The following is a 23,009-nucleotide window of genomic DNA, read 5'->3' on the forward strand; positions in this document are numbered from 1 at the left end:
AATAAAAATAAAACCATAAATCCTTTGAAAAAAAGAGTTTATGGTTTTTTGTGTAAAAAGTTCAAAATCCTCTCTTGAATAGATGCTTTTTTGAATAAAAAATGTATGCTAGCCAAACATTTTCATTCAAAAAAGAGTAATACTACATGCAAACACAAAATAAATAATTGTCAGCACTTCTACACAAGTAAAAATATGTAGAACATTTTTTTATCTATACATTTATTTTTTAAACTATATATGATTCCTATCTCTTTCGAAAGTATAGCTTCTTTGAAGCCCCTTTTTGCTGACCCAAAAAGTCAAGAACAACAATTATTAAAAAAATATGCAGACCACCGTTCTCGTTTTGTCTCTATCAATGGTTCTATGATTCATTATAGAGAAGAAGGAACTGGACAGCCTCTAATTTTGCTACATGGAGCTTTTTCATCTCTCCATACCTTTGAAGGATGGGTAAAATTATTAGCTAAAAAATACAGGGTTATTTCAATAGATTTACCCGGTTTCGGGCTTACAGGAGCAATTTCAGAAGATGATTATTGTTTTGAGAATTATATGACGTATCTAAATATCTTTTTAGATAGATTAGAAATTGAAAAATGTTATTTAGCTGGAAATTCTCTTGGTGGATGGATTGCTTGGGAATATGCTCTTAGGCATCAAGAACAAATAGAGAAATTAGTTTTGATTTCATCTGCTGGTTTTGTTGATGAAGCCAGCATACCTACGCCATTTAAATTGGCAAAACTTCCTGTATTTGGGAAAATTTTCAAATATGCACTTCAACGTCCTATTTTTGAGAAATTTGTTAGAGAAGTGTATTGCGAACAGTCAGTAGTTTGTGAAGAAACCATTGACCGTTATTTTGATTTTTTCACTAGAGATTGTAATATGGAGGCTTTTTTCAATATCATAAATCAAGAACTACACGATAACACCGAAAAATTAAAAAACTTATACACTCCTACTCTAATTATTTGGGGAAAAGAAGATGCTTGGCTTCCTGCTGAAAATGCAAGACGTTTTAGTGAGTTGTTACCCAACAATAGAATGCTAATTTATAGTGATGTAGGACATATTCCTATGGAAGAAAAGCCTAAAAAAACGGCAAATGCTGTTTCAAAATTTTTAAAAGAAGATTTTTAAGAATTAAAAATCAGCTATTTAACTAGATTTACAAAGCCATTATCTCAATTTTTCAAAAAGGGTAATGGTTTTTTTCGTAATTTTGCGTATTTGAAATTCACTACATCATAATCACAGAATCAGAGAACGAATTATGGAAAATCAGAAAAAAGCTGTTTTACTTCTTGCAGACGGAACAAAATACGAAGGTATCGCTATTGGAAAAATAGGCACAACAGGTGGCGAAATCTGTTTTAATACAGGAATGACAGGCTACCAAGAAATCTATACAGACCCTTCTTATTTTGGGCAAATTGTTGTCAATACCAGTTCTCATATTGGCAATTATGGTACAATAGACATAGAAAACGAATCTGCCAATGTAAAAATTAATGGACTTGTTGTTCGCAATTTTTCAGATGTTCATTCACGCAACTTAGCCGACAGTTCGCTTCAAAATTATTTAGAAAAAGCCGAAATTACAGGTATTGCAGAGGTAGATACACGTTCTTTAGTGCGCCATATTCGTGATAAAGGAGCTATGAATGCTATTATTTCTTCTGAAGATTTATCAGACGAAGAACTACAAAAAAGGCTTTCAGAAGTTCCAGATATGAACGGATTAGAGCTTTCTTCTAAGGTTACAACAAAAGAGACCTATACTATGGGCGATGAGAGTTCAGACATTAGAGTAGCTGTCTTAGATTATGGAATCAAGATGAGTATTTTGAAAAATCTTGCTAGTAGAGGTGTTTATTGTAAAGTATTTCCTGCCAAAACTTCTGTAAAAGAACTTTTAGAATTTAACCCAACAGGTTTTTTTCTCTCTAACGGTCCGGGCGACCCAGCTGCTATGGGTTATGCTATTGATACAGCAAAAGAACTTTTAGAACTTGATAAGCCAATTTTTGGAATTTGTTTAGGACATCAAATCATAGCTCTTGCTGGAGGACTTTCTACTTATAAAATGTTTAATGGACACAGAGGACTAAACCACCCAGTAAAGAATTTAGAATTAGGAAACTGTGAAATTACGTCTCAAAATCATGGCTTTGGTGTAGATAGAAAAGCCTTAGAAGGTCAAGATGAAATTGTAGAAACACACAAAAACTTGAATGATAAGAGTGTGGCTGGTATTCGTTTCAAGAATAAAAAAGCCTTTTCGGTACAGTATCACCCAGAATCTTCACCCGGTCCTCATGATTCTCGTTATCTCTTTGACCAGTTTATCGAAATGATGCAGAAAGAAAAAGTAATGGCTTAGTTATTTAATAGTAAATGAAAATACCTTCCTCAAAAGAATGCTTGTCAAAATTATTTGACAAGCATTTTTTATTTTCCCTTAGTGCTTGTGAGAAGGCTCATATATCAAACGAATAAAAGAGCTTAGTCTTTCGTTGTGCTTTTCAATCGGAATTCCTGCCACAATTCCGACAATCAGATTATCAGCTAAACTAATACGCATTTGAGGACGAAGAGTAACAAACATATCATTGTTTTCAAATGACTGATTGGTCTCTAAGCCAATAAAATTCCTTGTTCTAGGAATCATATAATGCAAACTGAAATTGTTTTGATAAGAAAATGTAGTATTTCTATCTTCAAAATGACGAGTAAATTTTCCTCCTGTATAAAGCAATGTATGAAAATTATTTCCCCAACGTTTAGCCACTACGAAAAACGGATTAGAAACATTGCCTTTCAGTACGTTTTCACTTCCCCAATCGTTTACATCTACCAATTCAATCTCGTTGAGATAACCTAATGCCATCGAAGTTTTAAGTTTTTCTGATACAAAAAACGACCATTGAACAGCTGTTTTTAGACTTTCTACACGATGTGAAGGTGCTGCTGTGTCGTTATCCTGTGAGTTGTTTCGAAATGAAAATGTGAGAGGAACTTCAATTTCTAACCCTAAACGGTTGATAGGTGCAAACTCATATTCTACCAATAGTTCGTACTCATCATAATCTAGTTTATCAGTAAGTCCTAAGCCGATATTCCATTCTTTTTCCCCTTTTCTTGCACCCAAATCCCGAATTAAATCGATATAGAGTGGTTCGGCGTGCAGTACTTTGTCTAGAGTTTGTTTGTTTTCTACCTCTTCAATATAGAGGCTGTCTTTCACTTGTGAAGAATGGTCTTGTGCTTTTATAGAAAATGACACAAAAAATAATATAATTATAAATAATGACTTCAAAATAGAATTCATGTCTTTCAGTTTAGTTAGAATAATAAAAATAGAAAAGCAGTTTTCATTCGTAGCTATGAATGAAAAAGCAAAAATTAATTACGACAAAACTAAACTAGACCTTTGGGGGAGGAGGCAAAATGTCTTTTGCTACATCTTTGGGCTTCTGTGTATAAGATGTAAAATGAGATAGAAAAAAAGTATCTTGAAACAAAGAAAAATCAAAGGTAAACCCTTGAACAATCCAATCTACTTTTTTTAGAAGGTGGTCTGGAGAATTATTTTCTTCTGTATCAGGAAAAAAATCGCTTTCTTGAAGAGCTGTCTCTACTACAAGTTCCATTATACTTTCAATCTCATCTTGCTCAAATTCGGTAGCCAATTCGCTTCCATTCACTCTATTATTTGTAGAAGAATGATACGAAGGAATATCCAAACTAAAGTTGAGAATATGAAAAGCCAGTAAGAAAGTAAAAATACGTAGGCTAATAGACATAGAGAAAAAAATAATCTAAAACCCTATTCAAAATATAAAAAGAATAGTTTGGCAAAGGTAAATAAATTTAGCAAAAAGCTATGTAGAAGGCATACAAATTTCTATCTTTGTAGTCCTACAAAAAAATAATTTACCAACTAAATAAAGACACAATATGAAGTTTATTGTTTCGTCGGCAGCACTGCTCAAACAACTCAACTCGCTCAAAGGACTTGTTCCTAGCAATCCTGTAATTCCTATTTTAGAAAATTTTTTATTTGAGATTAGTGATGGTCTTTTGCGTGTAACAGCTTCTGACTTACAAAATGCAATGACTTTAGAAACGGCTGTCGAAACAGATGAAAATGCCAATGTAGCTGTGCCTGCTCGTATGCTTTTAGATACGCTTCGCAACTTGCCAGAACAGCCTATTACATTTGAAATAAATACAGAATCTCATGCTATTGAGATTTTGTCAAATAACGGACGTTATACACTGGCTGGAGAAGATGCAGGTGATTTTCCTCGTCCTGCCGAACCAAAAAATACGACAAACCTAATGTTTTCGTCTGATGTTATTTCAAATGCTATTTCATACGCACTTTTTGCTGTAAGCTCAGACGAAATGAAACCTGCTATGAATGGTATTTTTGTTAATCTTTCTGATGGAAAAACAAATTTTGTAGCGACAGATTCTCACCGTTTGGTGCGTTATCGCTACGATGGTTCGGAAGGAAATAGCAATTCTTCTATCATTATTCCAGGGAAAGCCTTCGACCAACTTAAAAATGCGTTGCCGTCGTCTCCACAGGAAATTCAGTTAGAATTTAACGATACGAATGTCTTTTTTCATTTTGGAAATATCAAAATGGTTAGTCGTCTGATAGATGAGCGTTTTCCAGACTATGAAAATGTAATTCCTACAAGCAATGACAAAAATTTAGTAATTGACCGTCAGCAGCTTTTGGGTTCTTTGAAGCGTATTTCGATTTATGCCAACAAAACTTCTCAGCAGATTCGTTTTAAATTAGAAAACAATAATCTACTTATTTCTGCTGAAGATGTAGATTTTTCAAATGAAGCAAAAGAAAACTTGCCTTGTGATTACGATGGAGAGCCTTTAGAAATTGGTTTCAATGGTAAATTTTTAATGGAAATGCTTTCTAACATGAACTGTGAAGCTGTTCATTTTGAGTTTTCAGAGCCTAATCGTGCAGCACTTATGTACCCACACGAATCAGCACATGATGACGTTTTAATGCTTGTAATGCCAGTGATGTTAAATAATTACAATTATTAATACATTGTCATTTTGCGATATTCTCAAAAATCCTTTATAAATTCAGATTTGTAAAGGATTTTTTATTTGCTCTATCATTGGAACACAGATGGAACGGATTTGGCAGATAAGACACAGATTTTAAATAATACCAAAATAAAATTAAACTGCACTTACGTCGGTACTTCCCTATTGGGCTGACCTAAGTAGAAAATAAGGTCAGTCTCGTAGAGCAGACCAAAAACATTAGGATAAAATAGATTTTATTTTGGTATAACTATATTTTCCATTTCAAACTATTCATTGATGCTTTCTCCTATTATTTTGTTTGTTTACAAGCGTGCCAGTCATACTAAAAATGTATTACAGGCTTTGTCAGAATGCGTAAATGCGAATAGAACACATCTGATTATTTATTCTGATGGAGCAAAAACGAATGCAACTTCAGAAGATATACAAGCTATTGAAGAAACACGAAAAATATTGAAGGAATTTAATAGAGAAAAACACAGTCATTTTTCAAGTATAGAAATCTATGAAGCCAAACAAAATAAAGGATTAGCAAAATCTGTAAGAGAAGGAATTGATGAACAGATAGAAAAATATGGAAAAGTAATCGTTTTGGAAGATGATATTGTACCTCAAAAGGGTTTTATAAAATATATGAACGATGCTTTAGAAAAATACGAAGCAATACAAAACGTTTGGGGAGTTTCAGCATCAGCTTTTCCATTAGCCAATGAAAATAAAGTAAGAGAACAAACTTTTTTTCTTCCTGTTAATAGCTCTTGGGGTTGGGCGACGTGGACAGACAGATGGCAGAAAATAGATTTTGATATAAATTCTATTTTTCAAAAATTTGAAGAATGTTTAATTACCGAGAAAAAATTCAACTTTGGAAATTATTATTATTATCAGATTTTGGAAGCTCAAAAAAAACAAAAAATAGATTCTTGGGCAGCTCTTTTTATGGCAAATATGTTTCTAAATAAAGGTTGGTTCTTGTTTCCTAAAAAATCATTAGTACAAAATACGGGTTTTGACGCTTCAGGAACACACTGCACAGAAGAAGATTTATTTTTCAATACAGCAACTACCAATTTTGTAGAAGTAGAAGATATTTCTTTAGACATTGAAAATGAAGGTAGAAAACAGACTGAAAAAGCTTTTCAAAAGCAGTTTGGAAAACCTTCTATTTTGAAAAGAATTCAAAATAAATTCAACCCAAATTCTCCGTATTTTATTTTGAAATGATGTTTTTAGTAGAGATAACACATGCGTTATCTCTACATAAAAATAATATTTTTAGAAATCCAATCCAGGGAAGTAAGCCGCTTCACCTAATTCTTCTTCAATTCTTAGAAGTTGATTGTATTTTGCCATACGGTCTGAACGAGAAGCCGAACCTGTCTTGATTTGCCCTGTATTAAGTGCCACAGCCAAGTCTGCAATCGTATTGTCTTCTGTTTCACCACTTCGGTGCGACATAACTGTTTTATATTCGTTTCGGTGTGAAAGATTTACAGTATCTATTGTTTCAGTAAGCGTTCCAATTTGGTTTACTTTTATCAAAACAGAATTTGCTACTTGCTTTTCAATTCCTTCTTGCAGACGCTTTACATTAGTTACAAAAAGGTCGTCTCCAACAAGTTGAACTCTATCACCAACAAGTTGTGTTAGTTTTTGCCAACCATTCCAATCGTCTTCATCCATTCCATCTTCAATAGACAAAATAGGATATTTTTTACACCAATCTGCCCAGTAATTTGCCATTTCATCCGAAGAAAGTTTGTCTCCAGTAGATTTATGGAAATGATATACTTTTTCTTTGGCATCATAGAATTCTGAACTTGCAGCATCTAAAGCAATAAAAACATCTTGTCCAGCTTTGTAGCCTGCAGCTTCAATCGCTTGCAAAACTACTTCAATCGCCTCTACATTTGAACGAAGATTTGGAGCAAAACCACCTTCGTCGCCTACATTGGTAGAAAGACCATTTTTCTTCAAAACTGTTTTCAAATGGTGGAAAATTTCAGTTCCCATTCTCAAAGAATCTGAAAAACGCTCTGCCCCTACTGGCATAATCATAAACTCTTGGAAATCAATAGCATTGTCAGCATGTGAACCTCCATTCAAAATATTCATCATCGGAACAGGAAGCGTATTGGCATTTACTCCACCAATATAGCGATACAAAGGCAAACTAGCTTCTTTTGCAGCAGCCTTTGAAAGTGCCATCGAAACGCCAAGCATGGCATTTGCACCTAGCTTTGCTTTGTTGGCTGTACCGTCCATCTCAAGCATTAGTTTGTCAACCAAATTTTGGTCATAGACTGAAAAGCCAATAATTTCAGGAGCGATAATTTCATTGACATGTTTGACAGCTTGTAAAACTCCTTTTCCTAAAAAGGCATCTTTATCATTGTCTCTAAGTTCGACAGCTTCATATTTTCCTGTAGATGCGCCAGATGGAACGGCTGCACGTCCCATATTGCCATTTGAGGTTCTTACATCTACTTCAACTGTAGGGTTTCCTCTTGAATCTAAAATCTGACGTGCGTGAATATGCTGAATTTGAGCCATAAGAATATTTTGTAATAAATATTTTGAGTAAAATCATTGAAACGTATTCAAATACAATAAAGCAAAGGTAGTTTCTTAATTGAAAAATGACAAGTTTGGTCTCAAATCTATTCGTATCTTTAAATTTGTTTATTGTTTTTTCATAATGATTAAATTGGAGAATAATGCTCTTGAGACCTTTTTATATCTCAAAACTATTTGTATTTCCATAACAGTTGGTTAAATTGTACATAATATGTACTACCTTATTAGCCTCCAAGTAGCTAGATTATTATTTTTATGCGTAAAGAAATTAGAGAACGTCTCAAGAAAACCTCACACAGAATCCGTCATCACAGGCGAGTAGAGGGTTTTGAGCGTTTTTTAGGAAGTATATATTTTAGAAAAAACCCAGAATTCAATTTATATCTAATTTTGGGAATATTCTTTTCTAAGATTCAAAAAGATGCAGTTCCAGACCGTGCTAGTGGTATTGCCTTCAACCTTACGCTTGCTATTTTCCCTTTTGTCATTTTCCTTTTTACGCTTATTCCTTATTTTCAAATTCCAGATTTGGAGGAACGTATTTTTACAGAACTCAATGCTATTGTTCCTAATGGAATTTATGCTTTCATTGATACTACTATTTATGATATTGTAAGTAAGCAGCGTGGGGGACTTTTGTCTTTTGGTTTTGTAGCCGCTCTTTTTGCTGCTACCAGTGGAACGATTGGATTTATGGATGCTTTTAGTCGTTCACAGCGTATTATAGACAAACGAAATTTCCTCAAGAAGCGAATTACAGCTCTTAGTCTAACTCTTATTTTTACCAGTCTTCTAATACTTACGATTGTTTTGATTATTGGAGGAGAGTATGTTCTCAACCTTTTAAGAGATTGGATAAGTCAAGATGGTTTGTATTATAGCATTCAAGTCATTCGATATATTGTTGGTTTTCTCATCATCCTCATGACCATTTCTATGCTTTATCGTTTTGCGCCTGCTCTCAAAATTCCTTGGCGAACGTATGGCGTGGGAGCTATTTTAGCATCTCTTTCTTGTGTGATTGTCTCAGTAGGTTTTTCATATTATATCAGTTATTTCAATACTTATAACAAACTTTATGGCTCTATCGGAACGTTTATCGGTTTTATGTTTTGGCTTTTTGTAATTTCTCTAGTCATTCTTTTTGGTTTTGAAATCAATGTGAGCATAGAAAAGGCTAGAAAAATAGCTGTTAGGAGGCATAAAAGATGGAGAAAAAGTATGGCTAAAGACTTGAAACAACAAGATGAAGAAGCAAATTGACAGATAAACGTTATAAATAAATGAAAAATAGAATTATCGGAATTGATGTAGCACGTGCTATAGCTGTTATTGGAATGATTGTAGTAAATTTCAAAATTGTATTTGGGAATAATGGAGCTTCTTGGTTAAAATCACTTGCAAGTATTTTTGATGGAAAAGCAGCAGCTACTTTTGTTGTATTGGCAGGAGTAGGAATCGCTTTAATGACCAATTCAGCATTACTAAATAAGAACAATAAAAAATTAGATAAAGCAAGAAAAAGAATCGTGAAGAGAGCTATTTTCTTATTTACTATGGGTAGTTCATATATTTTTATTTGGTCTGCTGATATTTTGCACTTTTATGGTATCTATATGCTCATCGTGTTACTTGTATTAGCACAGAAAGAATGGGTTATTTTTGTGTTGGCAATTTTCCTTATTCTAGTATATCCTCTACTATTATTTTTTTTAAATTATGAAGCAGGTTGGAACTTTGATAATTTAGAATATCAAGACTTTTGGACAATAAATGGTTTTATAAGAAACTTATTTTTTAATGGTTTTCATCCTGTTATACCTTGGAGTGCTTTTATGCTATTCGGGTATTGGTTGGGTAAACAAAACTTATACAATGAAGCATTTATTAAAAAATTATTTTGGGTTTCTTTTTCTAGCTTTATAATCGTTCAGCTATTTTCTTATTTTTCAATTTTAGGAATTTCACAGGGAAATACTAAGGTTTTTAATGAAGTTTATCAAATTCTAGGTACAAGTCCAATGCCACCTCTTCCTATTTATATGTTCAATGGTGTTTCGATTGCTTTTACTATTATTTCTGCTTGTATTTTTATATCTAATAAATTTGATACGAATAAGATAATACTTGCACTAAATAAAACAGGACAGCTGGCTCTAACATTTTATATTGCTCATGTTGTTCTTGGAATGGGAGCTATTGAAATTCTAACTCCATTAAAAATGGGTAAATATTCTATTGAGTTTTCTGTTATTTACGCTTTATTATTCAGTTTTTTATGTATTTTATTTGCCATTTTTTGGTTAAAATATAAAAATATAGGTCCAGTAGAATGGGTAATGAGAAAACTTACAGATTGATATATTTATTACGGATTAAGTAGTTAGCTGGTATAATTTTGTTATTTTCAAAAGCTAGTGCAATTTTATAAAAAGTTGAATTTTAACTTTGTCAAGGGTCTTTTCGAAGAAAAAAACAGACCTTGACAATAGTTTTTATAAACTAAATTGTACTACTCAACTACTTAAAATTAATAGAAGAATCAAACGCAGAAGAATACTCTTTTCTTCTTCAACTTAGAATAAAATTGGAATGGAAGCAAGAGAGATTAATCTAGCTCAAAGGATTATTTTTTATCCGTTTTTTACTTCTTACTTGCCAAATAATTGCTAAAACAAGACCTAATATACCTCCTATGTAGCTGAAATTGTGCATAGAACCTACCATTACGAAGCTATTAAAATCAATTACACTATCTGGTATATTCCAGTTAGGTAAATGTTCTCTTGATACATTTCCCCATCTACTATATCCATATATTAAGCCCATCAAACCCACAAATAAAGCAACAACAATATTTATAAAAATAGCTTGCAGACTTACTTTAAACATTTGTTTTGCATTCTTCTGTATAAAACCGACTGCCCCAATCACGATACCCAAAATAAGTCCAAACCACCATGTTGACATAAATCCTACAATAGAAGCTCCGAGTCTGTCCCAAAAATATTCTTCTATTCCAAACTGAATGAACTTAAACTTAGTATAATATTCTAAAGAAATGGAATAAGTAATTTGGTCGTGTAATATGCCGTAAGCTCCAGCAATGAGTGGACTTAAAATTACAATTAAAAGAAAGAAAAGAATCTTTTTCAAAATAGATAAAATTATAGGTTCTGATGCTTTATAGAAAAGACTACAAAGCTAAAAAATAAATTGAACTTGCTAATTTTTTTGGTAAATTTGGATAAAAATATAAAAGTGAGAAATTATGCGTCAAGACTATATAGACCCCAACTCAAAACCTGAAACTCAGACTGAAGCCGACATAGAGCGTGCCTTACGTCCGTTGTCTTTTCAAGATTTTACAGGGCAGGAAAAAATATTGGATAACTTACAAGTCTTTGTAAAGGCTGCTGTGAGTAGAGGTGAGCCATTAGACCACGTTCTGTTGCATGGTCCTCCTGGATTGGGGAAAACTACGCTTTCGCATATCATAGCTAATGAGCTTAATGCCAACATCAAAACCACTTCAGGTCCTGTTTTGGACAAACCAAGTGATTTGGCAGGACTTCTCACCAACTTAAAAGCTGGAGATGTTCTTTTCATTGATGAAATTCACCGTCTGAATCCAGTCGTTGAGGAATATTTGTATTCAGCAATGGAAGATTATCGTATCGATATTATGCTAGATACAGGACCCAATGCTCGTTCGGTTCAGATAAAACTAAAGCCTTTTACGCTCATTGGTGCAACGACTCGTTCTGGACTTCTTACTTCGCCTTTGCGTGCAAGATTTGGAATCAACTTAAGACTAGAATATTATGATGCAGAACTTTTAACGACGATTATTCAACGTTCGTCGGCTATTTTAAGCACTCCAATTGAAAAAGATGCAGCCTTTGAAATTGCAAGAAGAAGCCGAGGCACACCACGTATTTCGAATAATCTTTTGCGCCGTACAAGAGATTTTGCACAAGTAAAAGGAGATGGGAAAATTGATTTAAAGATTGCTCAAATTTCTCTCAAAGCCTTAGAGGTAGATGAAAATGGACTAGACGAGATGGACAACCGTATTCTTCTAACGATTATTGATAAGTTTGGTGGAGGTCCTGTCGGACTGACAACCATTGCCACAGCTTGTGCAGAAGAAGCCGAAACGATAGAAGAAGTCTATGAACCATTTTTGATAAAAGAAGGGTTCTTGAAGCGTACACCAAGAGGAAGAGAAGTAACAGCTCTTGCCTATCAGCATTTTGATATGTTGCCACCTCACGAGCAAGCTAGGCTGTTTTAAAGATTAATTTGAATAATAGAAATATGTCCACTAAAGAAAGATACCTCAACCCGTTTACAGACTTTGGCTTTAAAAAGCTTTTCGGAACAGAAGTAAATAAAGATTTGCTAATTCACTTCTTAAATGCTGTTTTGCCTGATAATGTAGAGATTTCTGAACTCACTTATCTAAAAACAGAGCATTTAGGTCATTCTGCATTGGATAGAAAGGTAGTATATGATTTATACTGTGAAAGTCCTGATGGAGAAAAGTTTATTGTAGAATTACAGAAGGCAAGACAAAAGTTTTTTAAGGAGCGTACTATTTTTTACTCTACTTTTCCCATACAAGAACAAGCTCAACAGGGAGATTGGGATTTTGAGTTGAAGGCTGTGTATTCTGTATCTATCTTAAATTTTCTGATTGATGATAATTCTTATGCAACCAAACAACAAAAAAGAATAGAAAAAGCACCTGTAAAGTCAGTAGCCAAACTTATTGATGTTGAAACCAAAGAGGTTTTTTACGATAAACTGACTTATGTACAGATTTATATTCCACTTTTTGACAAAGCAGAAGAAGAGCTGGAAACAATAGAGGACAAATGGTTTTATGTTATTCAAAACCTCCAACGCTTTCAAAATCGTCCTGTTGCTCTACAAGAAAGAATCTTTGATAAAGTTTTTGCCACAGCAGAAATTGCAATGTTCGATAAACAAGAACGAATGGCTTATGAAGACAGTTTGAAATATTACAGAGATATAAAAAATGTAATTGATACAGCAGAAGAAAAGGGTATAGCAAAAGGTAGAAAAGAAGGTAAAGAAGAAGGAAAGAAAGAAAAGGAAATTGAGATTATAAAAAATGGATTATCTGAGGGACTTGATTTAACTGTGCTTTCAAAAATCACTAACCTTTCTTTAGAAGAAGTAAAAGAAATAGTAAATTCTTTAGAAAAATAATTTTTCAAAATGAATTATCACAATAAAAAATTTCGTCCTGTCTCCAATACAGAAAATGGAGAAACCTCAGAAGAAACTATCTTTCATTACAAACAAGAAGGAAATATTTTGACTTCAACATATACTGGTGGAAAAATATTGAAAGGTCATTTGATTGGAATGGTAGATGAGAAGGGAAATATTGATATGCGTTATCATCAAGTCAATGAAAAAGGAGAACTGATGACAGGCGTTTGTAAGTCAAGACCAGAAATACTAGAAAATGGCAAAATTAGACTTCACGAAACGTGGAAATGGACAAGTGGAGACTTATCAGAAGGAAAATCTATTTTAGAAGAAATATAGGGTAAACGCACGAAACTTTTTATACTAGCTCACTTAGCTTTAAATAAACTTTACTTGTCAGAGTAATATAAATAATCAAAGTAAAAAAGAGCTTCTATTTGATTTAAATGGCTATACTTTTTTTTCGTGCGTTTACCCTAGAAGAAATATAGAATCCTCTTTTACTTTTTGTATCTTTGCGCTTTAAAATTATTTTACCACTTAGCTGAAACTAAGAAATAGGTATGAAAACTACTCAAGAAAACAAAACGCTAAACCAAGATTTAGCCATAAACAACGTCGAAAATTCTCATTTTCCGTATCGTGTACTTTTATATTACTGCTTCACGCCGATAGAAAATCCAGAAAAATTCAAAGAAGAACATCATCTTTTTTGTATCAAGTTAGGACTTTTGGGAAGAATCATAGTAGCAGATGAAGGTTTAAACGGAACAGTTTGTGGAACGCCAGAAGCCTGCCAAGCCTATATGGATGCTATTAATGCAGATGTTCGTTTTAAAGACATTGATTTCAAAATTGATGCTTCTGAAAATCAAACCTTTAGCAAAATCAATGTTCGTCTGAAAAAGGAAATCGTAAACGCAGGTATTCCACATATCAAACCGTATCACGGAACAGGAACACATCTTTCTCCAAAAGAATTTAAGGATTTGAAAGATAATGAAGATGTGGTTATCCTAGATGTTCGCTCAGATTATGAACATAATTTAGGACACTTCAAAAATGCACTTACTTTAGACATTGAAAACTTTAGAGATTTTCCAGAAAAAGTAAAAGAACTAGAGCAGTACAAAGACAAAAAAGTTTTGACCTACTGCACAGGTGGAATCAAATGTGAAAAAGCCTCTGCTTTACTTATGAAGGAAGGTTTTAAGGATGTATATCAGCTTCATGGAGGAATTATAAAATATGGAAAAGAAGTTGGTGGAGAAGATTTTGAAGGAAAATGTTATGTTTTTGACGAACGTGTGGCTGTAGATGTCAATGAAGTAAATCCAACACTTGTCAGTACGTGTTATGTTTGTGAGGAAAGGTCAGACAATATGGTAAACTGTGCCAATCCAAAATGTAATCGTCATACTACAATTTGTAATTCTTGCCTAGAAGAAATGGATGGAGCTTGTAGCGCTGAGTGTAAAAGCCACCCAGAAAAACGTGAATACCACCCAGAAGGTAGAGGAATGTATAAGAAAACCCTCAATGGCTACAATCCTTATATTGGTTGGAATACTGGAAAAATCATTGATAAAAATACAGAAGGAATAAATAAGAAAAAATAGACTTAATATTTTTATTTCATAGAAAAAGCTGACTTCAAGCATAGAAGTCAGCTTTTTTATTTTGTCTATATATAAGAGCAACATAAAGAAAGGCGACCAAAACAGCACAAGAACAAGTATAAAATACAGTTGGAATATGTGTAATTTCGTTCTGATAATACCAACCTGATAATAAAGCTCCTCCTCCGATTCCAATTTCCAAAGCAATAAACATGGTGGCAATTGCTTTTCCTTTAGTTTCAGAATAACTTAAATCTATTGTCCAAGCACTCAGAGAGGGCGAGACTATCCCCATTCCTATTCCATACAAAACAGCTCCAAATACAAGTCCATAAAGAGTTTCCATTGTTCCAATCAAAACCAATGATACTCCTAAAAAAACAAGCCCAATACTAATCATTAATGTACGACTATATTTATCTGATAATTTGCCTGCTAAAAATCGTACAAATAGTGATGAAATTGTAAAAACAATAAAAAACAATCCTTTATTTTTTGCTCCTAAATGCTCTGTCCAAATAGGAACTAAAGTCAAGATAATACCAAAAGAAAGATAAGAAAGTAGTGTTACAAATGCAGGTGGTAAGGCTTCTTTTGCAATAATATCATTTCTGCCTAATTTCAATGTTGAAAAACTAAACTTTCGCTTGTTAGGTAGTGTTTCTTGTAAATTCATTATCATAGCCATAGATAAAAAAGCCATTAAAGAAGAAGAATAAAACAGCACATTAAAAGAAAAGTATAGCTTGATAGAACTTCCTAATGCAGGTCCTAAAGCCAGTCCCAAACTAAAAAACAAACTTTGTATGCCAAGTGCTTCACCCCATTTTTTTGAAGAAACAATATCAGAAACATAAGCAGAAAAAGCCGTAGGGCTAAACCCTGTTGAGAATCCGTGGATAAGCCTTAACAACAAGAAACCTATTACTGTAGTTAAGACAGGATATAAAAAACCACAAAACAGACATACACTTGCTCCTATCAACATAACAGGCTTTCTTCCTATTGAATCAGTTAGTTTTCCACTAAAAGGACGGGAAATTCCTGCTGTTAGTGTGAATAATGCTATGATAAGACCTATATATTCTTCTCCTCCCAAGCTGTTTAAATAAGCTGGAAGCTCTGGGATAAGCATATTAAAACTAGCTAAAAAAAGTAACGAACTGATACAAACCAATCCGAAATTTAGAGTGTAAATAGAATCTGAATTAGTCATGTATAATTTTTTTTGTACGTAAATTATCAATAAGAGATAATGTATAGTTCCAAATTGTTGTAGAACCAAGTTTAATCCCTTTCACTTTATCAATGATTTTATGATAAGAAATACTAAACTCTGTCCAAGTACCTCCAGCATTTGATGCGTTTTGTAAAATGGGTTCAAATCTGTCCATCGTTTTGGCAAACTTAGCCTCATTAGTTTCTCCTGCTTCAAACTCTTGCCATATTTTGATATATTCTTCTTTTTGGTCTTTAGGAAGTAACCCAAAAATACGTTTAGCTGCAATAAGTTCATTTTCTGTATTCAAATGGTTTTTTGTTGTGTCAAAAAGAAATGTATCACCAGCATCTATCTCTACCAAGTCGTGAATCAGAACCATTTTCAAAACCTTCAAAACATCTATTTCTACATCAGAATGCTCTGATAAAATCAAAGCCATTACTGCCAAGTGCCAACTGTGTTCAGCATCATTTTCATGTCTGTTGCTATTAAAAAGTCTAGTTTTTCTTTGAATATACTTTAGTTTATCTATTTCCTTGATAAATTCTAATTGTTGGTGGAGTCTTTCAGTTTTCATGCTGATTATTTAGGGTTTGTTTGATTAAATTGCAAAGAACGATAAGAATTTGTAGAAGATAAAGGACATTTGTCCCAACTGAAAAATAAAAAATGATTAGAACCAATACAGAACTTTTAGAATACATCAGCAATGCTATAAAAATGCCTTCCACATATTTTGTAGAAGAAAAGATAAAGAAGAATACTTGCTGGATAGAACAAAATCAAAAGATATTTCATGTTTATGTTATCAAGAGTGGAGTAGCAAAATGCTATCTTACACAAGACACAGGAAACGATTTTATACAAGAGTTTTTTGGAGAAGGAGAACTATTTGGCGAGGTAGAAGCTATACGTGACGGACAGAGTTTTTGTGCGATTGAAGCTATTTTAGATATGGAAGTTTATAAAATTGCCACTACTCATTTTTTAGAGCTTTTAGAAAATGACAAAGTATTCAATAAACTCATTTTCAAATCTATGGCTAGTAAAATCAAATACAAAGCGATAAGGCATTCTTACAATCAATCACATTCTATAAAATTAAATTTGTTACGGCTAAAAAAACAGTTTCCTAACCTTTTTTCTATCATTCCAAAACAAGATATTGCTAATTACTTGGGTGTTACCCTTCGAAGTTTTAATAGAGTATTGCAAGAAATTGAAAAGTAATTGACTTATCATTGGCTTATGATTTTTATAAAAATAATGAACTAATCTTATCAGAGTTTTTGTTTTAGGATTTGAAAAAGCAAAAAAGAATCAAACCAAATCACAATGATTACTGGAAAAACACTTATCAATTTAGGATTCAAGCAAGGAAAATGGTTTAAAGAAGCAATTAGCTACGCTAATAAACACAACTTGGAAGGCGATAATTTACTGAATTATTTACAGTCTGCTGAGCCTATTGTGATAGAGCCTTATGCTACGCCCTTGAATTATCATAAAAATATTCGTGCAGAATCGGATGAAGAAGTGGCAAATGTAGAGCAAATCCATAAAACAATGGAAGAGCTTATGAAAACGCCTACTTTGGTGGAAGGTGCTGTAATGCCAGATGCTTGTCCGACAGGTGCTGTGGGACAGATTCCTGTAGGTGGAATTGCTGTGGCTAAAAATGCAATTCATCCAGCCATGCATAGCGCAGATATTTGTTGTTCGGTAATGATGACCAATTTAGGACACATTGACCCTAAAAAAGTCTTGGATAAGGCACATGCGCTTACTCATTTTGGAGGAGGAGGGCGAAAAGATATTTTTGATTTGCCTAGAGATTTGGAAGACAAAATCAAGTCTAACCGATTTTTGAATACAGATAGAAGTTTGAAATTTGCCCGTACTCATTTGGCTACGCAGGGCGACGGAAATCACTTCTTGTATGTAGGTCGTTCTGAAAAAACAGGCGAAACAATGCTAGTAACGCATCACGGAAGCCGTGGGTTTGGTGCAAATTTATATACAGAAGGGATGCGATTGGCAGAAGCCTTTAGAAAACAAATGTCTCCAAAAACACTTGCCAAAAATGCGTGGATTCCTTACGATACAGAAGAAGGAAAAGCCTATTGGGAAGCTCTGCAAATTATCAGAGAATGGACGAAATTAAATCATAAACTGCTTCACGATACTACACAGCGAAGGCTGAAAGTAGAAACGCTAGACCAGTTTTGGAATGAGCATAATTTTGTTTTTAAGGAAGATGATTTGTTTTATCATGCAAAAGGAGCTACGCCATTAGATGATAAATTTGTTCCAGATTCTAAAGACGGTCTGCGCCTAATTCCTTTGAATATGAGCGAGCCTATTCTAATTGTGAAGGGAGAAACTACTGATTCTAATCTAGGCTTTGCGCCACACGGTGCAGGTAGAGATGTGAGCCGTTCGCAGCATAAGAGAAACAAAGCAGACAAAACAAAAGAGCAAGTTTTTGCTGAAGAAACAGCAAACTTGGATGTTCGTTTTTTCTCTGGAGAGATAGATATTTCAGAGTTGCCATCTGCCTATAAAAATGCTCAAAACGTACAAGATCAAATGAAAGAGTTTGGACTTGGTGAAGTAAAAGATAAAATTTTGCCTTATGGCTGTATTATGGCTGGCGACTGGGAGGTAAATGCGCCTTGGAAAATAAAGGCTAGAAAAAAGCGTGAAGCCAAGGAGCGAAAAGCAAAAAATAAAATTGCTAAAGAGAAATACAGAAATCGCTAGTTTTATTCTCTAAATGATAAAGGCTACTAAGTTTATGACTTGGTAGCCTTTTTTATTTGGATTTATTTCTTTGATTGAAAGAACGGCACGCCACGATGTGGCTTTTTGAAAAATAATTATTGGTTTCTACCAATGGTTTCGTCCTTATAGGACTATAGGTAAATGAAGCCACAGCGTGGCGACCCATTGGTAGAGAATAAATCAATTTTGTATTTTGAAGTCTCATAGAGACGAAGCATATTTTGTACAGAAAATGAAAAACACCCTAAAGTAAGCTACTTCAAGGTGTTTGAATATATACATAATTAAATTGTTAATTTTTGAAATGAAAGATAAACAAATTATTCAATAATTTCTATTTCTAGAGTTTTACCTTCAACTAGCCTCTCTTCAATATTTCTTGATATGGCTGTTTTCCAATCTTCAAAACTTGTACTATAGCTTTTAAAACGATTTGTAGGTCTTAATTTTGCTCTTACTAGGTTTCCTTCCTCTTCATATATTATTTGGAATCCTACTCTACTTAATTGCTTCTCAATACCAATTTCATCTAGCTCTTCTTTAAAAAATTTCATAGTCTAATATTGTTTAAATGTGAAGATAAAAATAACGAATTATATCTAAAACTTAAAATTATAGTTAGTGTTTTTGCTCAAATATTTTGCAAAAATCTAAAAAATAGGGTAATTTCGAAGATTGTTGTACTTGATAAAATAAATATCCTCGTTGACGGTCTTGACCTCAACGACGGTTGAATAAAGATATGCGAAAAACCGTCCTCAATCAGCTAGAAACTCAATATTATTACGACCAACTCCAACATCTTTCTACTAGAAGCGAAGAAACGCCAAAAGAACGTTTGCAGCGTCTGTATGTGGCTTTTTTGAGTCTGCTAAACAACCTTACAGAAGACCGTGAGCAGCAAATTTTCACAGGGTGGTACGCTAAATTGCATTTTGTGTGTCAAGCGTATGGATTGGGAAGTGATTGGGAATCCGAATTGCAAGGACTTCGCAGGCTTCTAAGAAAAAATAGTTTACAAGTCTTTTTCAAACCTACCGAAATTCAGTTTCTGACAGCTTTATCGCTTCTTACTCGCTTAGTTCAGATTTTTGCGACAGAAGATGCCCCAACATTATTAAAAGAAAAATACCAAGACGAAGAACTCATCAGCCTAGCTTTCAGAGAGGATGCCGAGCAGAAAATCAGCCGAATTTTTGGAACGGTGCAGGAAAAAGATTCAGAAATTGTTTACGATGACAAAAATCGTGGAACAGCTTCTTTCAAACTCTTTACCGAAGAACACGGAATGATTAGTATTTCGGTGGCAGATGTTCATTATTACACAAAAAAAGGTACAATCTTTCATCAGCACAATCTAAGTAGAGAAATTCCTCGCTTGATGCCTTATCAGCCTGTTAGCGTTACGAATTTGGAAAACGTAGGCGAAAATGAGTTTGTCAGTACAGACAAATCGCTCATTATCTTAAATCCAGATTATTTAGTAGATGCTTCTGCCATTGCAAAATGTAAAACTTTCAAAGGACAAACGCCTTACCTTTATTTACTTTCTAAATTGGAATTTTTTGCAGGAAATGAAGGAACATTTAGAGGAAAAGTAATTAATGAGCTTTTAGACAAACTGGTAGAAAATCCAGAAACTACTTTTGCAGACTCTTATAAAGATGCCTTTATTGAAAATAGCATTGATGCAGCTTTTATCGATACGGATAAACTCAAAGAGATTAGCAGACAACTAAAGGAACATTTTTTTGTCGTTCAGAAACATATTTCGCCCTATTTTGAAAACTTACTGACTACAGAACCAACGTTTATTTCTAGCAAATACGGCTTACAAGGACGTATTGACCTTCTGATTGAACACAGAGAAGAAGAGCTAAGAGACCGAAAAGATATTATCGAACTCAAAAGCTCTAAAGCTCCAGACGTTCAAATATCAAATGGTTGGAAAAATGATTTGATACAGGTGGCGTGTTATAACCTTCTGATTGATAGCACTTTCGAAAAGCGAACAGGAATTAGTGCGCTTTTGTACTCTAGTGATTCTCAAAACGGCTTGCGTGATTGTGGTAGCCTTGACTTTGATAAGCAAACGGCAATGGAAATCCGTAACAAAATTGTAGCAATGGATATGTGGATTGCAAATGGAAGTCGAAAGGTATTTGATAATCTTTTGAAGGCTGTAGAAATGTCAAATCCAGCCTTTTTTGATAGAGACAAAGCCGTGGAATTTAATGATAAATGGCAAAAGGCAAGTGAATTAGACAAAGCCTATTTTTTAGAGTTTATTGCTCTTGTGATGCGTGAGGCAATGTTTGCGAAGGTAGGAGGAATGGCAGGAACAGAACCAGTAGAGGGTTTTGCAAGTCTTTGGAAAAATACGCAAGCTGAAAAAGTAGATAATTTTTCACTTCTAAACGAACTAAGTTTTAAAGAATGGAATAAAGATGAATGTTTGCTTACTCTGCAACGTCCCCTAGAAAACTCAGTTACTTCATTCCGAACAGGCGATATTGTCGTAATTTATCCAATAGAAAATGAGCAGGACGGCAAAGCACATTCTCCACTTCGTTATCAGATTTTAAAAGGAAATATTGAAGAGATTTCATCGGAAACAGTCATTGTAAAAATTTGGAGTAAACACATCAATCAAGCATTTTTTGAATCGTATCCGAAATGGGGCATAGAACCCAATCTAATGGAACGCACCTTTAACGACCTTAGCGCATCACTTGCAGAATTTTTAGGAGCAGACAATTACAAGAAAGCCATCATTTACGGAAAACAAGAACCTCGTTTTGATGAGAGTTTTAAAATAGACTATACCAAAAAAGGGCTAAGTGAAGAACAAAACGAAATTTTCAATCGTGCACTTTCGTCTAAAGATTATTTCCTTTTGCAAGGTCCTCCCGGAACTGGAAAGACTTCAGCAATGCTTAAAAATATGGTCGATTATCTCTACAACGAGACTGACCAAATTGTAGTTCTTTTGGCATTTACCAACCGAGCGACGGATGAAATTTCACAGAAAGTAAAACAAGTGTGTGGAGATGATTTTGTGCGTTTAGGCAATGTGAGAGAGGATAGTGTTTTCTTTGAAAATAGTTTGAAAGCATCGCAAAGTTTAGACGAGCTTAAAGCAAAAATTCATACCTCAAGAGTTTTTGTGTCGACAGTTTCTTCATTTTATTCTAATCTTCGCATTTTGGATAGAGACGACCCCAATGGAGGAAAACGTATTTTTGACACCCTTATCGTAGATGAAGCCTCACAGCTTTTAGAGCCTCATTTGTGTGGAATTTTGCCAAAATTCAAACGTTTTATTTTGATTGGAGATGAAAAACAGTTGCCTGCTGTCGTAACGCAGCCTTCAAAACTTTGCCAAGCAAAAAGTCCTTTATTACATGAAATTGGAATTGAAGATTTGAGCCAATCTGTTTTTGAGCGTTTGGTAGAAAATGCCGAAAAACGAAACTGGAATAATTGTGTGGCAATGCTTTCTACGCAATACCGAACCCACCAAGATATTGCCGAATTTATCAGTACAGAATTTTACAAGACACTAAAGGCTGGAAGTGAAAGGCAGTTTGAAAAAATGAGTTATTACAATCCAAATTCGGAGGATGAACTAGAAAAGTTTTTAGGACAAAAACGAGTGCTTTTCATTCCCACCAAATCAGAAAAAGGAACAAAATTTCATAGTGAAGAAGCTGACAAAGTAGTAGAACTTTTACGCAGCATACACAGAATTTTTGGAGATAGTTTTGATGAGGAAACTGTTGGAGTAATCACGCCCTACCGAGCGCAAATCGCACAGATTTATCAAAGGCTAGATGAAAATTTAAGGAAACAAGTTACCGTCGATACCGTAGAGCGTTATCAAGGAAGCGAGCGAAAAATTATTATTCTCTCCATGGCGACCAATCACGCTGCACAGATGCGATTTTTGCAGTCGCTAAACCACAAGCAAACCGTCGATAAAAAACTCAATGTTGCTCTTAGCCGAGCGAAAGAACAGCTCATTTTATTAGGCAACCCAGAAGTTTTGATGGCAGGAAAGTTTTATGGAAAGTTTTTGGAGTGGGTGAAGAGGGAGAAAATTCAAGTCTAGTTTTCTTCCTTGAATTTAATGGTTTTAAATGCTTTGACTACTTTATTTCGTTGATTTGGATTTAGATTTTTATCTACTATTGCAAGTGCAAAGTCGCTATCTATTTTTTTTAAGTAGATTCCTGTGATTCCTCTTACTCCATATTTTGGTTGTATTATTTTTCTAATATAATTTCCTACTGTATCAATTTTTATATCGTGTCTTGTAATCTCATTAGGTATTTCGACCTCCTTGTATATTACTGTATCAGGATATTCTATAACAGCTCTGTATTTTCCTTCTTCAAAGAAAATAGTATCTTTTAATGGGGTTGGAAACTTTTTAACAATAACTAAAGAAGTATCTGTTA

The 23,009-nt window shown here is 33.9% G+C and carries 22 protein-coding genes; 13 read left to right on the top strand and 9 right to left on the bottom strand.

Annotation, left to right across the window (positions count from 1 at the left end):
- The first annotated feature begins 240 nt into the window (after positions 1 to 240).
- Entirely contained in the window at positions 241 to 1,149 is a 909-nt protein-coding gene (locus tag QZ659_RS11155; protein ID WP_291725896.1) for an alpha/beta fold hydrolase, read from the top strand.
- A 133-nt stretch (positions 1,150 to 1,282) separates the two neighbouring features.
- Positions 1,283 to 2,392 (top strand): glutamine-hydrolyzing carbamoyl-phosphate synthase small subunit, encoded by a 1,110-nt coding sequence (gene carA, locus QZ659_RS11160; protein ID WP_291725897.1) that lies wholly within the window; start codon positions 1,283 to 1,285, stop codon positions 2,390 to 2,392.
- A 78-nt stretch (positions 2,393 to 2,470) separates the two neighbouring features.
- Here the strand turns inward: carA and QZ659_RS11165 are convergent, their stop codons facing one another.
- Together QZ659_RS11165 and QZ659_RS11170 are read right to left on the bottom strand one after the other, a co-directional pair.
- On the bottom strand, positions 2,471 to 3,295 hold the full coding sequence (locus QZ659_RS11165) for an HAEPLYID family protein (RefSeq protein ID WP_291725898.1): 825 nt from the start codon (positions 3,293 to 3,295) through the stop codon (positions 2,471 to 2,473).
- A gap of 139 nt (positions 3,296 to 3,434) precedes the next feature.
- Positions 3,435 to 3,815, bottom strand: a complete 381-nt coding sequence (locus QZ659_RS11170) for a hypothetical protein (RefSeq protein ID WP_291725899.1) — start codon at positions 3,813 to 3,815, stop codon at positions 3,435 to 3,437.
- A gap of 154 nt (positions 3,816 to 3,969) precedes the next feature.
- On the opposite strand from QZ659_RS11170, the gene dnaN reads away from it, so the two are divergent.
- Entirely contained in the window at positions 3,970 to 5,094 is a 1,125-nt protein-coding gene (gene dnaN, locus QZ659_RS11175) for a DNA polymerase III subunit beta (protein WP_291725900.1), read from the top strand.
- Between the two features lie 285 nt (positions 5,095 to 5,379).
- Positions 5,380 to 6,327: a hypothetical protein gene (locus QZ659_RS11180; protein ID WP_291725901.1), complete on the top strand. Its 948-nt coding sequence runs from the start codon at positions 5,380 to 5,382 to the stop codon at positions 6,325 to 6,327.
- Between the two features lie 51 nt (positions 6,328 to 6,378).
- On the opposite strand, the gene eno is transcribed toward QZ659_RS11180, so the two are convergent.
- Positions 6,379 to 7,656, bottom strand: coding sequence for a phosphopyruvate hydratase (eno, locus tag QZ659_RS11185; RefSeq protein WP_291725902.1), 1,278 nt, complete (start codon positions 7,654 to 7,656; stop codon positions 6,379 to 6,381).
- A 279-nt stretch (positions 7,657 to 7,935) separates the two neighbouring features.
- Between eno and QZ659_RS11190 the strand changes: the two genes are divergently transcribed.
- Together QZ659_RS11190 and QZ659_RS11195 are read left to right on the top strand one after the other, a co-directional pair.
- A complete protein-coding gene (locus QZ659_RS11190; protein WP_291725903.1) occupies positions 7,936 to 8,943 on the top strand; it encodes a YihY/virulence factor BrkB family protein in 1,008 nt (335 codons plus the stop codon).
- A gap of 20 nt (positions 8,944 to 8,963) precedes the next feature.
- On the top strand, positions 8,964 to 10,040 hold the full coding sequence (locus QZ659_RS11195) for a DUF418 domain-containing protein (protein ID WP_291725904.1): 1,077 nt from the start codon (positions 8,964 to 8,966) through the stop codon (positions 10,038 to 10,040).
- A gap of 253 nt (positions 10,041 to 10,293) precedes the next feature.
- Here QZ659_RS11195 and QZ659_RS11200 read toward each other — a convergent pair whose 3' ends face one another.
- On the bottom strand, positions 10,294 to 10,836 hold the full coding sequence (locus tag QZ659_RS11200) for a hypothetical protein (RefSeq protein WP_291725905.1): 543 nt from the start codon (positions 10,834 to 10,836) through the stop codon (positions 10,294 to 10,296).
- Positions 10,837 to 10,951: 115 nt separating this feature from the next.
- Here QZ659_RS11200 and ruvB point away from each other — a divergent pair, with 115 nt between their 5' ends.
- The 4 genes from ruvB (at position 10,952) to QZ659_RS11220 (ending at position 14,543) form a co-directional block, all read left to right on the top strand.
- Positions 10,952 to 11,977, top strand: coding sequence for a Holliday junction branch migration DNA helicase RuvB (gene ruvB, locus QZ659_RS11205; RefSeq protein ID WP_291725906.1), 1,026 nt, complete (start codon positions 10,952 to 10,954; stop codon positions 11,975 to 11,977).
- A gap of 23 nt (positions 11,978 to 12,000) precedes the next feature.
- On the top strand, positions 12,001 to 12,918 hold the full coding sequence (locus QZ659_RS11210; RefSeq protein ID WP_291725907.1) for an Rpn family recombination-promoting nuclease/putative transposase: 918 nt from the start codon (positions 12,001 to 12,003) through the stop codon (positions 12,916 to 12,918).
- Between the two features lie 9 nt (positions 12,919 to 12,927).
- Entirely contained in the window at positions 12,928 to 13,263 is a 336-nt protein-coding gene (locus QZ659_RS11215; protein WP_291725908.1) for a n-acetylglutamate synthase, read from the top strand.
- Positions 13,264 to 13,487: 224 nt separating this feature from the next.
- Positions 13,488 to 14,543 carry a rhodanese-related sulfurtransferase gene (locus QZ659_RS11220; protein WP_291725909.1) on the top strand — a complete coding sequence of 352 codons (1,056 nt, stop codon included), beginning with the start codon at positions 13,488 to 13,490 and terminating at the stop codon, positions 14,541 to 14,543.
- Positions 14,544 to 14,577: 34 nt separating this feature from the next.
- Here QZ659_RS11220 and QZ659_RS11225 read toward each other — a convergent pair whose 3' ends face one another.
- The gene (locus QZ659_RS11225; RefSeq protein ID WP_291725910.1) at positions 14,578 to 15,759 is read right to left on the bottom strand and encodes an MFS transporter; all 1,182 of its coding nucleotides are present in this window, start codon (positions 15,757 to 15,759) and stop codon (positions 14,578 to 14,580) included.
- On the bottom strand, positions 15,752 to 16,342 hold the full coding sequence (locus QZ659_RS11230; protein ID WP_291725911.1) for an HD domain-containing protein: 591 nt from the start codon (positions 16,340 to 16,342) through the stop codon (positions 15,752 to 15,754). The genes QZ659_RS11225 and QZ659_RS11230 overlap by 8 nt, the downstream gene beginning before the upstream one ends.
- A 92-nt stretch (positions 16,343 to 16,434) precedes the next feature.
- On the opposite strand from QZ659_RS11230, the gene QZ659_RS11235 reads away from it, so the two are divergent.
- Both QZ659_RS11235 and QZ659_RS11240 read left to right on the top strand, forming a co-directional pair.
- A complete protein-coding gene (locus QZ659_RS11235; protein WP_291725912.1) occupies positions 16,435 to 16,995 on the top strand; it encodes a Crp/Fnr family transcriptional regulator in 561 nt (186 codons plus the stop codon).
- 105 nt (positions 16,996 to 17,100) lie between these two features.
- Positions 17,101 to 18,528, top strand: a complete 1,428-nt coding sequence (locus QZ659_RS11240) for an RtcB family protein (protein ID WP_291725913.1) — start codon at positions 17,101 to 17,103, stop codon at positions 18,526 to 18,528.
- Positions 18,529 to 18,580: 52 nt separating this feature from the next.
- Here the strand turns inward: QZ659_RS11240 and QZ659_RS11245 are convergent, their stop codons facing one another.
- Positions 18,581 to 18,754, bottom strand: a complete 174-nt coding sequence (locus QZ659_RS11245; RefSeq protein ID WP_291725914.1) for a hypothetical protein — start codon at positions 18,752 to 18,754, stop codon at positions 18,581 to 18,583.
- 115 nt (positions 18,755 to 18,869) lie between these two features.
- Positions 18,870 to 19,103, bottom strand: a complete 234-nt coding sequence (locus QZ659_RS11250; RefSeq protein ID WP_291725915.1) for a hypothetical protein — start codon at positions 19,101 to 19,103, stop codon at positions 18,870 to 18,872.
- Positions 19,104 to 19,291: 188 nt separating this feature from the next.
- Between QZ659_RS11250 and QZ659_RS11255 the strand changes: the two genes are divergently transcribed.
- Positions 19,292 to 22,660: an AAA domain-containing protein gene (locus QZ659_RS11255; protein WP_291725916.1), complete on the top strand. Its 3,369-nt coding sequence runs from the start codon at positions 19,292 to 19,294 to the stop codon at positions 22,658 to 22,660.
- On the opposite strand, the gene QZ659_RS11260 is transcribed toward QZ659_RS11255, so the two are convergent.
- Positions 22,657 to 23,009 (bottom strand): hypothetical protein (locus tag QZ659_RS11260; protein ID WP_291725917.1); only part of this gene is annotated, 353 nt, incomplete at its 5' end. The genes QZ659_RS11255 and QZ659_RS11260 overlap by 4 nt on opposite strands.

Origin of the sequence: Bernardetia sp. (assembly GCF_020630935.1) — a bacterium.
In the GTDB taxonomy this organism is placed as follows: domain Bacteria; phylum Bacteroidota; class Bacteroidia; order Cytophagales; family Bernardetiaceae; genus Bernardetia.

Coding starts and splice junctions, on each gene's coding strand:
- QZ659_RS11155 (WP_291725896.1), top strand. CDS start 241: ATGATTCCTATCTCTTTCGAAAGTATAGCTTCTTTGAAGCCCCTTTTT.
- carA (WP_291725897.1), top strand. CDS start 1,283: ATGGAAAATCAGAAAAAAGCTGTTTTACTTCTTGCAGACGGAACAAAA.
- QZ659_RS11170 (WP_291725899.1), bottom strand. CDS start 3,815: ATGTCTATTAGCCTACGTATTTTTACTTTCTTACTGGCTTTTCATATT.
- dnaN (WP_291725900.1), top strand. CDS start 3,970: ATGAAGTTTATTGTTTCGTCGGCAGCACTGCTCAAACAACTCAACTCG.
- QZ659_RS11180 (WP_291725901.1), top strand. CDS start 5,380: ATGCTTTCTCCTATTATTTTGTTTGTTTACAAGCGTGCCAGTCATACT.
- eno (WP_291725902.1), bottom strand. CDS start 7,656: ATGGCTCAAATTCAGCATATTCACGCACGTCAGATTTTAGATTCAAGA.
- QZ659_RS11190 (WP_291725903.1), top strand. CDS start 7,936: ATGCGTAAAGAAATTAGAGAACGTCTCAAGAAAACCTCACACAGAATC.
- QZ659_RS11195 (WP_291725904.1), top strand. CDS start 8,964: ATGAAAAATAGAATTATCGGAATTGATGTAGCACGTGCTATAGCTGTT.
- ruvB (WP_291725906.1), top strand. CDS start 10,952: ATGCGTCAAGACTATATAGACCCCAACTCAAAACCTGAAACTCAGACT.
- QZ659_RS11210 (WP_291725907.1), top strand. CDS start 12,001: ATGTCCACTAAAGAAAGATACCTCAACCCGTTTACAGACTTTGGCTTT.
- QZ659_RS11215 (WP_291725908.1), top strand. CDS start 12,928: ATGAATTATCACAATAAAAAATTTCGTCCTGTCTCCAATACAGAAAAT.
- QZ659_RS11220 (WP_291725909.1), top strand. CDS start 13,488: ATGAAAACTACTCAAGAAAACAAAACGCTAAACCAAGATTTAGCCATA.
- QZ659_RS11225 (WP_291725910.1), bottom strand. CDS start 15,759: ATGACTAATTCAGATTCTATTTACACTCTAAATTTCGGATTGGTTTGT.
- QZ659_RS11230 (WP_291725911.1), bottom strand. CDS start 16,342: ATGAAAACTGAAAGACTCCACCAACAATTAGAATTTATCAAGGAAATA.
- QZ659_RS11235 (WP_291725912.1), top strand. CDS start 16,435: ATGATTAGAACCAATACAGAACTTTTAGAATACATCAGCAATGCTATA.
- QZ659_RS11240 (WP_291725913.1), top strand. CDS start 17,101: ATGATTACTGGAAAAACACTTATCAATTTAGGATTCAAGCAAGGAAAA.
- QZ659_RS11245 (WP_291725914.1), bottom strand. CDS start 18,754: ATGAGACTTCAAAATACAAAATTGATTTATTCTCTACCAATGGGTCGC.
- QZ659_RS11250 (WP_291725915.1), bottom strand. CDS start 19,103: ATGAAATTTTTTAAAGAAGAGCTAGATGAAATTGGTATTGAGAAGCAA.
- QZ659_RS11255 (WP_291725916.1), top strand. CDS start 19,292: ATGCGAAAAACCGTCCTCAATCAGCTAGAAACTCAATATTATTACGAC.